Below are 14,082 nucleotides of genomic sequence, written 5' to 3'. Positions count from 1 at the left end.
ATGAAACACATTAGCTTATTTATATTATGCTGGTTGATAACAGTCAACGCATTCGCACAAAAAAGTAAAAGCCAGTGGGTATACCGGGGTAAGGACGGTAAGCTGATTTATAAAACCACACCCACCGGCGACAGGATCATGGATTTCTCGTCCGCTGGCTATATGGGCGGTGGAGTCGTATTGCCCAATGTTCCGGTAAAGCGTGTCGTAAAACCATCGGGCAATGATGATACGCAGATCATACAAAACGCTATAGACGAGGTATCGGCCATGCCCCTTCAGAACGGTTTCCGTGGTGCAGTGGAGTTGGCCCAGGGAACCTTTACCTGCTCCGGCTCTTTACTCTTATCAACAAATGGAGTGGTATTGCGTGGCGCTGGGGCAAATGGTACCACCATCAAAATGGTTGGAGAGCACCATACGGCCATCGTGATCGGTCGCGGCAACACCAATGTTCCCTTGGGTAAGACAGAAAGATCTGATAGTACAGCCGCCAATGCTGCCAAAACAATTATTACAGATACCTATGTACCATCGGGCAGCACCTCTTTTACCGTAAGTAATGCATCGGGATTTGCCATTGGCGATACCATAGCTATTAACCGGCAGGTAACCGAAAGCTGGGTTCATTTTATGGGGATGGACAATATGTGGCGCGATGGTAAAAAAGAAACCTGGCTCAAAGCAGGTGCACGGGGTATTACCAAAAGGAGGATCGTTTCCATCTCCGGTAATAAAATAACGGTTGATATTCCCCTGGCCGACTCCTACGATGCCCGGTTTTTAAATGTTCCGGGTACCATCATCGTAAAAGCAAAACCGGTACCGCGGGTTACGCAGGTGGGCGTCGAAAATATCCATATCCAATGCCCACCGCTTGAAATTGACTACGGGCATGCCCCCCATGCCGGTATACGGGTTGGGGGTGACGACTGCTGGGTTAAAGAAGTGTATTGCGAAGAAACCATGAATACCACGGTACTTGCCGGTAACCGCATCACTATGGAAAAAGTGATCGTGAAACATACTTACGCCAATCTCGGCGCATCAAAACCAACAGATTTTAGTTTAGAAGGCGGCCAAAACCTGATAGACCGCTGCGAGATCACTGGGGGCAATATGTATTTTGTGTGGACCTCCTCCTTAATTGCCGGACCGAATGTTTTACTCAATTGCACCTTTAGGGGTACACGGAGCCGGGTTCAACCCCACCAGCGCTGGGCGACCGGGCTTTTGGTAGATAATTGTACCGTACCCGATGGCGGTATAGATTTTATGAACCGGGGCATCGCCGGCTCGGGTCATGGGTGGACAATGGGTTGGGCCGTAGCCTGGAATTGCATAGCCAAAACATACATTATTCAAAACCCGCCGGGCGCGGCAAACTGGGCCATTGGTTGTATCGGCAAGCGCGAACAAACCGCCCGCTTGTTTGACAGTGCCCCTGTTTTGCCCGATGGTAATTTTGATTCGCACGGTTCGCCGGTGGAGATACAAAGTCTTTACCTGGCCCAACTGGCAGAGAGAGTAGGTATCAAGGGCCTTAAAAATATAGGGTACAGAGCCAATACTGTAGATATGTTCCCGAATAAGCAGGTAAGCACATTGCAGCTTAAAACGCAAACAGATAAACTTGGATTTAACGAAGCTATTGATCGACCGGTAAATACCAGTGATGTGAAAGGCAGCACCCGAGAGTTTGGTGGTGAAAAAGCGATTGATGGTAATCCCAATACTTACTGGTGCACGAATGATGGCATAACCAAAGCAACGCTCGAGGTTGATATGGAAGGCCCTGTGGAAATAAACACCCTGCAGATCAACGAGCAAGGGCAACATATAACAGCTTATAAAGTAGAGGCCCAGTTGAACAGCGATTGGAAACTGCTGACGCAGGGGACAACTATAGGGAAAAACCTGGTGGTAAAATTCTCGTCAACCATCGCCTGGAAGGTTCGCCTAACCGTACTGAAAGCCAACGATTATGTGGCCATCAATAATTTCGGTATGTATATGGAAAGGGGGAGAAGCCCGGACAATAAGATATAACCCGAACGAAAACGTTTGCGTAGATTATTGCAGCCAAATGTGGTACCAAACACCACGCGCATTGTATAGTAATAGTAAAAGCTATACCAAATGTATGCTCATAACCAATTAAGCATAACCGTAAACCATGTTGGCTACTTAACCGGCTTTGTTTATTTAATTCAATAGTAATATTATAAACCAGGGCAGGTGTAATACCTGCCGAAATAAAAACCTGATGAAGAAACTTTTTATAGCATGTTTGCTGTCCGTATTTTTTATACATAGTGTTTTTGCTCAAAAAGAGCTGTCGCGCGATGAGCGCATGAAATGGTGGCGCGAGGCCCGTTTCGGTATGTTCATTCACTGGGGCGATTATGCCGGATTAGGTGGCATGTACAAAGGCTATGAGATAGGGCATGGCGGCGAATGGATCATGAATAGGGCCAAGATACCTGTCGCCGAATACCAGGCTTTTGCCAAAAAATTCAATCCTGTAAAATATGATGCTGATGCCTGGGTAAAACTGGCCAAAGAAGCCGGTATGAAATACATTGTGATCACAGCAAAACATCACGATGGCTTTGCCATGTTTAAATCAAATGCCAGTAAATGGAACATTGCCGATGCCACACCTTATGGCAAGGATGTTTTAAAACCTTTGGCGGCTGCCTGCAAAAAGTATGGCATTAAGCTGGGTTTTTATTATTCGCAGGCGCAGGATTGGAATAACCCCGGTGGCGCGGCCGCCCGCAAAGTAAGCGCCGAAGGCTGGCCAAATCCAGATTCGGCCAAAATAGATGCTTATACCAAAGACCACACCGGTCATTGGGACCCGGCTCAAACCACATCAACCATGGCCGAATATATCGACAGGGTAGCCGTGCCGCAGGTAAAAGAACTGTTAACCAACTATGGTGATGTAGCGGTGATCTGGTGGGATACGCCAACCAATATGACCGATGAGTTTGCTCAAAAGCTGAATGACCTGCTCAAGCTGCAGCCCAACATCATCACTAATGATCGTTTGAAACGACCCAACTTTGCTGGTGATTATAAAACCCCCGAGCAAAAGATCCCGAACCAGAGCGAGCTTGATGGCAAAGACTGGGAAACCTGTATGACCATGAACGGTACCTGGGGCTACAAAAGTTATGATCATAAATGGAAATCGCCCGAAACACTGATCCATAACCTCATTGATATCGCTTCCAAAGGGGGCAACTACCTGTTAAATGTTGGTCCGAATGCCGAAGGCGAATTTCCGCAGGAAAGTATAGCCTCTTTAAAAAAAATGGGTGAGTGGATGAAAGTAAACAGCGAAGCCATATACGCTACCAAAGCAAGTCCGCTACCTGCGCTAAGCTGGGGCCGTTGCACACTTAAACCCAATGGTAAAAATACCATACTGTATTTGTCTGTATTTAACTGGCCATCAGATGGCAAGCTGGTTGTTCCCGGATTAAAAAATGAAATAATTAACGCCAAGATGCTGGCGAGCGGAGCCGCCTTAAAGACCGAAACTTCCAACGATGGCGTAACCGTAAATGTACCTGCCAGCGCTACAGATAATATAGCCACGGTAATTAAACTAGAAGTGAAGGGTGTGGTGGCATCCGAAACAACAAACCCTGCCGGGAAAATGAAAACCGGAGCACTTGATTAAGCCATGAAATTTATCAGGCGTATATTTTTAATAGCCGGCGTGCTGCTTACGGGCAGCACGCTAAAGGCCCAGGAGATGCTAAAAGCCGATGGGAGCAGCGATGCCTATAAGCAGATATCGCGCGTGCTGGGCGGCGATGCCTGCGAAGTTCCGGATTGCGCCCATCCGGTTAAACATATTACCGAAGCTTTTGATAAACAGCTGAACGAATATGTGTTTGTTTTTCACAGCCATGTGAAAGAAGATAATGATCGCTGTAAAAACTTCGACCGGGAGCGGGTAGAGATCAAAACTTATGGCCCCTCTGCCGCTAATCTGAAGGGAGAACTGGGCGAAACGGTTGAATACAAATGGAAATTTAAAATAGACAGCGGTTTTAAAGCTCAACCTACATTTACGCATATCCACCAGATTAAAGCTGGCGATGGTGATGCCGGGGCACCAGTCATCACCTTTACGCCCCGGTTTGGCAAGCCCGATCAATTTGAAGTTATCCATACCGGATCGGCAAAAGAAACCTCTCAGGGTGTTTTAACCAAAGTAAGCCTGGCCGATTTTAAAGGAGCCTGGGTTGAGGCAACCGAAACACTGCATTATGATACTCATGGTACCTACACGGTCACCATTAAGCGGGTGGCCGATGGCAAAGTATTATTGAATTATACCAATAAGGATATCGATCTGTGGCGAAAGGGTACATCATTTTGCCGTCCGAAATGGGGCATATACCGTAGCCTGAAAAGCGCAGAATACATCAGGGATGAAGATGTTGATTTTGCCGATATCTCTATCCGGGAGCAATAGTTTTGTTTTAATAACCAGTTAAAAACCAATTGAATGAAGCCACAATTACTCAAAGTGTCAGCAGGTCCTGCTCAGTCTTTTAGTGTACGACAAGACCTCATTCCGTGTATTAACAACAGGTGGCATTACCACCCGGAAATTGAACTGATCCATTTTAAAAAAGGGAGCGGAACCCAGTTCGTCGGCGATAATATCAGGCAGTTCAACGCCGGGGATATGGTGATGATAGGGGCGTACCTGCCTCATTACTGGCGCTTTGATGATGTTTATTTTTCAAAAGAGGATACGGCTCCGGTTGACATCAGGGTGGCACATTTTTGCGAAAACTTTTGGGGAAATGGGTTTTTGCAATTACCCGAAAATAAGATGATCAAAATGGTATTGGAAAAAGCGAGGCGGGGTATACAAATTACAGGCAGGGCAAAAAAGGCTATTGCCGGGATCATGGAAGATCTGCTTAGCGCCGAAGGCTCCAAACGGATCATCCTGTTGATGGAAGCATTAAATATTATTGCCGGGTATGATCATGCCGATATCCTGTCGTCCATTGGTTTTAGTCCAAACATGGAGAAATCCAGAAACGATTGTATCAACGTGATCTATGAGTACTCGCTGGCCAATTTCAAAAACAAGATCCACATGGATGAACTTGCCGATCTGGCGGGTATCAGTCCAAACTCCTTTTGCCGTTATTTTAAATCGCGCACGCGTAAAACATACTCCAAATTTTTACTGGAGATCAGGGTAGGCCATGCCTGTAAGCTACTTATCGAAAATAAGTTGCCCTTAAAACAGCTTTGCTATGAAAGTGGCTTTAACAACTTTACCAATTTCCATAAATATTTTAAACAGATAACCGGTAAAAGCCCGCTGAACTATCAGAGGGAATTTATCCAGACAAAGACAAGTTCATGGTAAGGAAAAGAACAAAATAAGATAGGTAAAGCCCTACTAAGAGTAATTAACCATTAATAAGGTGAGGTGGTATCATGCTGAGCTCCGTCGAAGCACGGTGGGCAGTCCCCCTGCGCTCTACCCTTCGACAGAGCTTAGGGTGACAGCCCTTTTTTAATATTACAGTCCACTCAGGGTCTCTCGCAGATTTAAGTTAACCCACAAAATTGATCAACTTGAAATTTCAACGGGAGGCACCTACGGAGCCAAAGAAGGTGCTTTTTTAGAGCTATAAACAGGTGGCACCGCTGGGGCCGGCAATGCTTTATACTATAATCAGTATACCTGGAGTACCATTCGGCCTCAGAGAGGCCACCTGTTTATAGATAAAATCTAAAGAAATACCGGACTCCTGCGGAGTCTCCTGATCCTGAACTTGCCTTCCGGGGACTCTTTAGTTCATATTTAGATTTTATGGGTTAACTTAAACTCGCAGAGGACCCTGAGGGATATAGCTGGGTCCGAGGTAAACTAGGAAGGCCTTTCAAGAGACTTTGAGTGGGTTTACATATAAACACACTATATAACGAAAAACTACATTTAAATAATTGATTATTAATTAGTTATATAAGCGTTAACCATGAAAAGTGTAAACCATGTAAACCCACTTTTTAACCAAATGGACCACCTGTTTAGGAATTATACTTAACCCCATCTACTAATAGAAGGCTATTCAGCCGGGTAAGGGCCCTGCTCAAAAACAGTATCATGGTATCCTTTGCTGCCAACTTCACGGGATAACGGACTTCTGAAATCGGTGCCCTCGCCAAGGCATTTCAGTACATAGGCAAAATCATATTTAGGCTGCCAGCCCAGTTCGGTGCGGGCCAGGCTATTCACATAAACGCGATCGATATGCGGGAACATGGTCCATTCCTGGCTGGCAAAAAGCTGCTTGTAATCAGGGAAAAGCCGTTTTACTACTTCCGGGGCATCGGTATGGAGCATGGCCCGATCTCCCTGCGTAAATGGTGTTGTGGCCGAAATGATATAACGGCCAAATGCAATAGTCGGGGCTTTTTCAATAGCCAGGATATGTGCGTCAACCACGTCTTCCATTTCCACCCGGCGGTACAGCAGTTCGTTGGCCTGTACGTTGGGGGCGCTGTATTTTCCTCTTACCGTAGCATCGTCATCCGCTTCGGGAAAAAACCGTGATGTTCGCAAAATCACTACCCCAAGACCATGCTTGCGGGCAAACATTTCACACAGATTCTCGGCTGCTATTTTGGTTACACCATAAATGTTTTTGGGGATGGGCGTTACTTCCTCGGTAATCCAGGTCGCAGGCTCACCGGGAGCGGAATTCATCGCCGCACCAAACGTACTGGTGGTACTGGTATAAACAAAAGTAGTTATACCGGTAGCTACGGCCTCTTCGAGCAGTACCAGTGTACCCGAAACATTGGTGTCGATAAAATCCTGGTTGGTGTGGGTTGCGATGTGGGGTTTGTGCAGCGTTGCGGTATGAATTACGGCCTGTACATCTTTGAGGCAATTGCGGACAAATTCCCTGTTGGTTATGGACCCTATATGATCTGTAAACGCTGATGCTTTGATATCCACACCCTGCGCTTGCCTGCCTTGTGCTTTCAGGCTTCGCAAAATGGCTTCACCGAGGTGACCGGCGCTTCCGGTTACAAGAATACTCATGAAACAAAAATACTTGGTTTGCTTTATAAAAGCAACGAAAGCTTATATTGGGTTAGAGAAAGGGATTAATGTAGATTTTATTCTACAAAGGGTAGCTGGAAAAACTACATCCTAAACCTAAGGGATACAGACCGGCCTAATGCCTGGGCCAATTCCGGATCAATCAGCTGGCCTTCTCCCTGTTGGATCCATGCTCCGCGAATGTCTTTTTGAAGGGTTATTTTTTCGCCGTTTAATAGTATTTCAAGCTCGGTGGTGGCTTTACTGATCGGTGCGGTGTTTATCTGGTAAACGTGGTCGGTATCGTTGTATGTTATTCGTAGTGGCAGACCCATCTTTTTCTCCTCGGGGTAAATATACAATTGTTGTTTATAAATCGAGCATTTTAAACAAAACAGGTGGCTTTTATTCAGGCGGCCAGTTGGTGCTCAACTGTTTCTATCAGGTTATTCATACCAAAAGGTTTATGCAATACATCATTGGGAGCGCCTTCCTGTTTCAGGTAGTTTTCGGTATCATCATTATCGGTACAAATAATTACGGGAAGGGTTTGGGTCTCTTTATTCCATTTGAGCAGGCGGCACACATCTATGCCATCTATACCGGGTAAAACGGCATCAAGGATAATTAAGTCTGGCTGATTTTGGCGGATGCTGCTGAATATCTGGGCTGCATTGTCAAGGGTCATTACCTCATAACCATTACTGATTAATATGTATGACATTACCTCCGTCATTAAGCCATTATGATCAACTATCAATATTTTCTTTGCCATGATCTTTTTAATCATCATGATAGTTATGCAAAGGCCATGCCATTGATTCACTTGGTATTACGGGAAGGAAGAACCAAGAGTCAAGAATCAAAAGCCAAGAGTTTGGAACCGGGCTTTTCTTAATTCTTGACTCTTATATCTGATTCTTATTTATACGTGAATAAACAGTTCTTCTTTTGGGCGGCGTACTTTGATCATTTGGCTGTAATGATCATCATCGGCGCGGAAACCAACGGCCGCGATAACCGAAGCGGTTAAGCCTTTTTCTTTTAATCCCAGTATTTCATCAAATTTTTCGGCATCAAAGCCTTCCATCGGTGCGGCATCAACACCCAGTTCGGCAGCGGCGCTTAACAAAACACCTAGGGCTATATAGGCTTGTCTGTGTGACCAGGCTACTTTTTGCTCGTCGGTACGGCTGCTCAGGGTTCCTAAAATTACCTGCTCATAACCTTGTAGTGTTTCGCGTGCAACATTACGGGTTGAAGCAATCAGGTCGATGAACTTTTTACCAAAATCTTCGTCAAGCGTGGTTAGCGACGCAAAAACGAAGAGGGCAGATGAATCTGTAATTTGCGGTTGATCATAACCTGCAGCGCGCAGTTTGGCTTTAGTTTCAGCATCCTGAACAACAATTATTTTGTATGATTGCAGGCCATATGATGACGGAGCTAACTGTACGGCGCTTAATAAACCATCTAGCTGGGCGGCAGTTATTTTTTTAGCAGTATCAAATTTTTTAACGGCTGAGCGCCATTGTAATTTTTCTATGAGTGACATGATATTTTCTATTTGTTAAACAAAATTAGATGTTTAAACATTTTAAATAGTCACCCCGACGTAAATTGAATGTTTAAACATTCAATTTACGTCAAGACCGTTCATCAATTATAAGTTGGCCTTTTGTTTCAGCTCATCCTCTTTATCATCTTGCTCTTTTCTCAGGCGTCGCTTTTCCTGTCTTATATCCTTCCTGGTTTTGCCTGTAGTATCAATATTATCTATTTTTAGCTTATACTCCTGTTTAAGCGCTTCAATCTGCTCCTTCAATTTCTCTTTAGCGGTTTTCTCTTTGATCTTTTCCTGCTCTTCTGCCTTTTTAGCGGTGGTGTCTTTTTTACCAAACAAACGTTGGAAGAAGCTTGGTTTCTTTACCGGGTCTTCCAGTACCGGCATTACCTCATTGTCGTCGCTTTGTTTCATCAGGCTATCGGCAGTAGCGGTATCCACGGGTGCAATTGCCCGGCGCAGGCTTTCCCGCAGGCGAACGCCATAAAAGCCGTAAGCGTTGGTGTCGCGGGCCGTATAGCCCTTTTGCGCCATTAATTTACCAATAAGGTTAAAGTATCCATGAAGGCCTGGACGGAGTGTACCATCGGGTTGAAAAGCGTATAAGCCACCCTTTGGATAGGGCACAATACTCGCCAGGTAAATACTTTCGCCCAGAGTAAGCTCAGCAGGCGATTTGCCAAAATAATAATGCGATGCCTCTGATATACCGTAAATACCGCGTCCCCATTCAATAATATTGAAATAAACTTCCAGCATGCGGTTTTTGGTCATTACGCGATTGTTTTCGATGATCCACACAATCAGGATTTCCTCAATTTTACGGGCCAATGTTTTTTCGCGACTTAAAAAGGCGTTTTTTACCAGCTGCATGGATATACCGCTACCGCCCCGCTTAAATTTCTTGGTTTTAAAATCGGTCACTAATGATTTGCGTAAGGCTTCTTCCACAAAACCATGGTTGGTATAAAAAGAAGGATCTTCGGCCGTCATCACAGCGTTGCGCAGGTTTGGTGATATTTGTTCAAGCGGGGTAAACTCCGGGTTTTCCGGCCCGATAAGATGCGGTGACATGGGTTTACCTTTTTCATAAGGGGTGTAAACAAACGAACTGTTAAGCTTGGTCAGGTCGGTTTTACCGTACTTCACAATCCTGAAATTATCCTTACTCAGACGTGAATCAAACTGCAGGTCATCGGGCTTGGATGAATCCATATAAAAATTAAGCGCGTAGTTGAGCTTGCCGGCAACCTGTATGCCATCCAGGGCATCAAACATACCCGAAGGGAAGGAGTCGAAGATATCGGACGCGTTTAGCCAGCCGGTATTGAGCTTAAGCTCATATATTTTTACCGGGTTCAGCGTGTATTTAATAAAAGGGCGCGCGGTAAGTTTTTTAATGTGGATGAGCGACGAGCTGTCGATAGATACATAATTGCTACCCACAAACACATTAGCATCAATAGATGCATCGGGAAAAACGATATTGCCCGATGAGATACCCGGGTGGTTAATAAGCAGGTTATGTACGGCCCACGAACCATAAATTTTTGTTTCGCCGCCACTGTGCTCCACCTTGGTGAGTTTTGTGCTGATGGTATCAAAGTTTAAAACGAGCCTGAATTTTTTTTGAATGATAGGCAGCTCTACTTTTTTGCCGTCGGCATATAATTTTACGTCGATGTCTTTATCAGAGGGGTGCATTTTACCAGCAATATGCCAGGTAGCAGCGCCGTTATCCACATCAATGGTTGATGTGAGGTTACCATCTTTGATCAGCGCAGTTTTGGCGAGCAGTTTTAGCCGTGTACTATCATCCCGGAAACTGATCGAAAAATTATTCAAATGCAGGTTATCCGGGATCTTGTAAAGTACTTCGTTCACCAGGTGATCGGCCAGGTCGGCCAGATCAACCTTATCATGTGTGGCGGTAGTATCTTTTTTCTTTTTAAACAGGAAGTCGAAATTTTTAACCCCTTTTACGCTGGTCAAATTTATAAACCCATCCTGTAGGGAAACATCGGCCAGTTTAATATCGCCAACAATAAGTGGTAACAGCTTTACACTTACCACCAGGCTTTTGATATTCAGCAAACTGTCGCGATTTTCGGGCACTATCGAGATATCAGAAAATGCTACTGTGCTGGATCCCGTGAAGTGGGCCGAACCTATTTTTACATCTAAATTATAATCCCTCCTGGCTTTTGCTTTAGCTTTGCTGATAGCTTTTTGAAGCAAGGCCTCGCGTTTTGAATAGGCAATGTAGCCGCCTATTAAAAGGATAAGCAGTAAGGGTATCAGTATAAATGCGGCTATGCGTATGTATTTAGGATTAAGACGCTTCATGTGTAAATTTTTCCAAAACTAAACTAAATCTTATCCCCTGCAAACGGTTGTTTCTGCAAATTGTTTCTTTAACAAACGCAAATCAACGGCCGGTTTTCATAAATTTGCCATAATATTATGATAATTACCAAAGAACAAGTTTTACAAGCCCTGGGCAATGTGGAAGAGCCAGATCTGAAAAAAGACCTGGTTACCCTCAACATGATACAGGATATTCATATAGATGGCAACAACGTTAGCTTTTCGGTGATACTAACCACACCGGCCTGCCCGCTGAAAGCAATGATAGAGAATGCTTGCCGTAATGCCATTAGCTATTTTATAAGCAAAGAGGCTGTGGTGAGCATCAACATGACCTCGAGAGTTACGTCGCAAAAAAACACCGGCGTTCCGGGCGTTAAAAACATTATAGCGGTAGCATCGGGTAAAGGAGGTGTTGGTAAATCAACCGTGGCGGCAAACCTGGCGTTAGGACTGGCCAAAGCTGGGGCTAAAGTGGGTTTGATAGATGCTGATATTTACGGTCCATCGGTTCCTATTATGTTTGGCTTAGAGGGGGCACGCCCGCAAGCCAGCGAGGTTAATGGAAAAACGCGTATTGAGCCGATTGAAAAATATGGTATCAAGCTGTTATCCATCGGTTTCTTTACAGATCCTAATCAACCCGTGCCGTGGCGCGGGCCAATGGTATCAACCGCGGTAAAACAGCTGTTTAATGATGCCGACTGGGGCGAACTGGATTATTTAGTTGTAGACTTACCACCGGGAACCGGCGATATACACATTACGGTTACACAAACGTTCCCGGTTACAGGAGCTGTAATTGTGACAACGCCTCAAAATGTGGCACTTGCCGATGCTAAAAAGGGGATAGGGATGTTTTTAATGCCGGCCATTAATGTGCCGATACTGGGCGTGGTCGAAAACATGTCGTACTTTACACCTGCCGAACTGCCCGAAAATAAATATTACATTTTTGGTAAAGGCGGTGGTCAAAAATTGGCTGCGCAATTGGATGTACCATTTTTAGGAGAAATTCCGTTAGTAAAGGGTATAAGTGACTCTGGCGATGCCGGCAAGCCAACCATACTGGAAGAAGATGGAGTAATGACCCAGGCCTTTTTAGAGATGGCCCGCCGTGTAGCACAGCAGGTAGCTATTTCAAACGCAAAAGCGGTTGGTTCATTAGTTCAGTAGTTCACGGGTTTATTTGCGTCTGGTTATTATTGGCTATTAATTGTATAAGATTACATGATTAAGACCAATGAACTAATAAACTGATGAACAAATAAACAATTTGTTGTAACTTTACTTTTATTATAATTTAGTTAAAATGAGTTTATTAAGTCAAGTAGAGACAGCCTTAGATAGCATCCGTCCGTATTTGGAGGCTGATGGCGGGAATGTTTCGATTGAGGAGATCACCCCTGAAGGTGTAGTTAAATTAAAATTGTTAGGTTCATGCGGGTCATGCCCAATGAGCATCATGACACTTAAAGCCGGTATTGAACAGGCTATTAAAAAAGCCGTTCCGGAAGTAACCGGTATTGAGGCCATCAACCTGACAGACATTGACGACCCTAACGCGGTGCTCCCTGAAAATTTAAGATAGTGTTAAGTATTGTTAAAATGCCTCCCTTATTTACGGCATTAACGTACTTTTGATTAAAGTTTTGAAACTTTTTCCGGGCATAACCTGTAATATATCCGGAGAGGGTGATTGGTATATGAAATATCTGATAGCCATATTATTTTTATTTGTGACAATTGGAGCCGTTGCACAAAAACATGACGACAGGCCCGTTGTGCAGTTTACAGGTGTAGTACATAATGCCGACAGTACCAATGTTATTGTGCCTTATGTATCCATTACCAATACCTCCACACATAATTCGGTAGGCCAGTCAAACTACAAGGGGTATTTTTCGTTTGTGGCGCATGAGCAGGATACCCTGCGCTTTACCTGCGTTGGATATGGACCGGTAACGGTTGTTATTCCTTCAAATGTGTCCAATAAAAGCTATACCTTACAAGTTAGTTTAAAGCCACAGATCATCAACCTGCCTACATTCCATGTGTTCCCGTGGGCAACTACAGATGAGTTTAAGAAAGACTTTTTAGCGATAAAACTTGCTGATGACGATCTGGAGATAGCGCGTAAAAACATAAGCCGCACATCATTGGTGGCTTTAGGAAACGTATTACCCCGCGATGCGCAGGAAATACAAACGGCAACAGCCCAGGGCATGCATACCAGTATCCTGAATTCGCATTCGCTAACACCAAATCCATTGCTTAACCCGTTTGCATGGGGTAGTTTGATCAAACAGATTACGGATGCTGATAATAAGAGCAGCAGTAATTAAGTCCGAAGTTCTGAGTTTGAGTAGTCATAAGTCTCTTTTGGGTACAGTGTCTTTAGAGTCAAGAAAATATATCCATTTTTGACTTTGAACTAAAGACTCCTGACTTGCGACTTAAATTATCTTCCTTTTTTAACAGCGGGGAATTTCATTTTGTAGTCGACATCAACCATCCCTTTTGAAATATCGTTCAGTTTTTTCTCAATGAGACGTTTGCGCAGCGGACTTAATTTATCGGTGAAAAGTTTGCCTTCAATATGATCATATTCATGCTGTATCACGCGTGCGGCAAGGCCATTGAAGGTTTCTTCATAATGCTTCCATTCCGCATCGTAATAAGATAGTTTTACCACGGGTTTGCGGTACACATCTTCCCTGATATCGGGTATGCTCAGGCAGCCTTCGTTAAAGCCCCATTCTTCGCCGGTTTCTTCTAATATAGTGGCGTTTATAAATACCTTTTTAAAGCCTTTAAGTTCGGGCTCATCATCGCTGAAAACAGAAGCATCAACCACAAACAAACGCATAGACATACCCACTTGTGGGGCGGCTAAACCAACGCCATGCGCGGCATACATGGTTTCAAACATGTTTTCAACCAGTTCTTTTATATGAGGGTACTCGTCTGGTTCAATGGCTGTTGCTTTTTTCCTTAAAACAGGATCTCCGTAGGCGATGATAGGATACTTCATTTTACAAAAATA

13 protein-coding genes are annotated in these 14,082 nt (G+C 44.4%); 7 read left to right on the top strand and 6 right to left on the bottom strand.

Features of this window, described 5'->3' with window-relative positions; genetic code table 11:
- The 4 genes from BW976_RS04115 (at position 1) to BW976_RS04100 (ending at position 5,416) form a co-directional block, all read left to right on the top strand.
- Complete coding sequence (locus tag BW976_RS04115) at positions 1-2,049, top strand: discoidin domain-containing protein (protein WP_076370742.1); 2,049 nt, start codon at positions 1-3, stop codon at positions 2,047-2,049.
- A gap of 217 nt (positions 2,050-2,266) precedes the next feature.
- On the top strand, positions 2,267-3,694 hold the full coding sequence (locus BW976_RS04110) for an alpha-L-fucosidase (RefSeq protein WP_076370740.1): 1,428 nt from the start codon (positions 2,267-2,269) through the stop codon (positions 3,692-3,694).
- Positions 3,695-3,697: 3 nt separating this feature from the next.
- Positions 3,698-4,498 (top strand): hypothetical protein, encoded by an 801-nt coding sequence (locus BW976_RS04105; protein WP_076370738.1) that lies wholly within the window; start codon positions 3,698-3,700, stop codon positions 4,496-4,498.
- A gap of 33 nt (positions 4,499-4,531) precedes the next feature.
- Complete coding sequence (locus BW976_RS04100; RefSeq protein WP_076370736.1) at positions 4,532-5,416, top strand: AraC family transcriptional regulator; 885 nt, start codon at positions 4,532-4,534, stop codon at positions 5,414-5,416.
- Positions 5,417-6,121: 705 nt separating this feature from the next.
- On the opposite strand, the gene BW976_RS04095 is transcribed toward BW976_RS04100, so the two are convergent.
- The 5 genes from BW976_RS04095 to BW976_RS04075 form a co-directional block, all read right to left on the bottom strand.
- Positions 6,122-7,105: an NAD-dependent epimerase/dehydratase family protein gene (locus tag BW976_RS04095; protein WP_076370734.1), complete on the bottom strand. Its 984-nt coding sequence runs from the start codon at positions 7,103-7,105 to the stop codon at positions 6,122-6,124.
- Between the two features lie 104 nt (positions 7,106-7,209).
- Positions 7,210-7,440 carry a hypothetical protein gene (locus tag BW976_RS04090; protein ID WP_076370732.1) on the bottom strand — a complete coding sequence of 77 codons (231 nt, stop codon included), beginning with the start codon at positions 7,438-7,440 and terminating at the stop codon, positions 7,210-7,212.
- 74 nt (positions 7,441-7,514) lie between these two features.
- A complete protein-coding gene (locus BW976_RS04085; RefSeq protein WP_076371823.1) occupies positions 7,515-7,880 on the bottom strand; it encodes a response regulator in 366 nt (121 codons plus the stop codon).
- A gap of 150 nt (positions 7,881-8,030) precedes the next feature.
- Positions 8,031-8,660, bottom strand: coding sequence for an NAD(P)H-dependent oxidoreductase (locus BW976_RS04080; RefSeq protein ID WP_076370730.1), 630 nt, complete (start codon positions 8,658-8,660; stop codon positions 8,031-8,033).
- Between the two features lie 108 nt (positions 8,661-8,768).
- On the bottom strand, positions 8,769-11,015 hold the full coding sequence (locus BW976_RS04075) for a transglycosylase domain-containing protein (RefSeq protein ID WP_076370728.1): 2,247 nt from the start codon (positions 11,013-11,015) through the stop codon (positions 8,769-8,771).
- A 117-nt stretch (positions 11,016-11,132) separates the two neighbouring features.
- Between BW976_RS04075 and BW976_RS04070 the strand changes: the two genes are divergently transcribed.
- The 3 genes from BW976_RS04070 (at position 11,133) to BW976_RS04060 (ending at position 13,381) form a co-directional block, all read left to right on the top strand.
- A complete protein-coding gene (locus BW976_RS04070; RefSeq protein ID WP_175614037.1) occupies positions 11,133-12,212 on the top strand; it encodes an Mrp/NBP35 family ATP-binding protein in 1,080 nt (359 codons plus the stop codon).
- A 136-nt stretch (positions 12,213-12,348) separates the two neighbouring features.
- Entirely contained in the window at positions 12,349-12,627 is a 279-nt protein-coding gene (locus BW976_RS04065; protein ID WP_076370726.1) for a NifU family protein, read from the top strand.
- A 115-nt stretch (positions 12,628-12,742) separates the two neighbouring features.
- Positions 12,743-13,381, top strand: a complete 639-nt coding sequence (locus BW976_RS04060; protein WP_076371819.1) for a peptidase associated/transthyretin-like domain-containing protein — start codon at positions 12,743-12,745, stop codon at positions 13,379-13,381.
- A 116-nt stretch (positions 13,382-13,497) separates the two neighbouring features.
- Here the strand turns inward: BW976_RS04060 and def are convergent, their stop codons facing one another.
- The gene (def, locus tag BW976_RS04055; protein ID WP_076370724.1) at positions 13,498-14,070 is read right to left on the bottom strand and encodes a peptide deformylase; all 573 of its coding nucleotides are present in this window, start codon (positions 14,068-14,070) and stop codon (positions 13,498-13,500) included.
- Positions 14,071-14,082 lie beyond the last annotated feature (12 nt).

The sequence above is a fragment of the Mucilaginibacter lappiensis genome, from assembly GCF_900155965.1.
In the GTDB taxonomy this organism is placed as follows: domain Bacteria; phylum Bacteroidota; class Bacteroidia; order Sphingobacteriales; family Sphingobacteriaceae; genus Mucilaginibacter; species Mucilaginibacter lappiensis.
The sequence above is the reverse complement of the archived record's forward strand: the minus strand, read 5'-3'. Positions and strand labels throughout refer to the sequence as shown.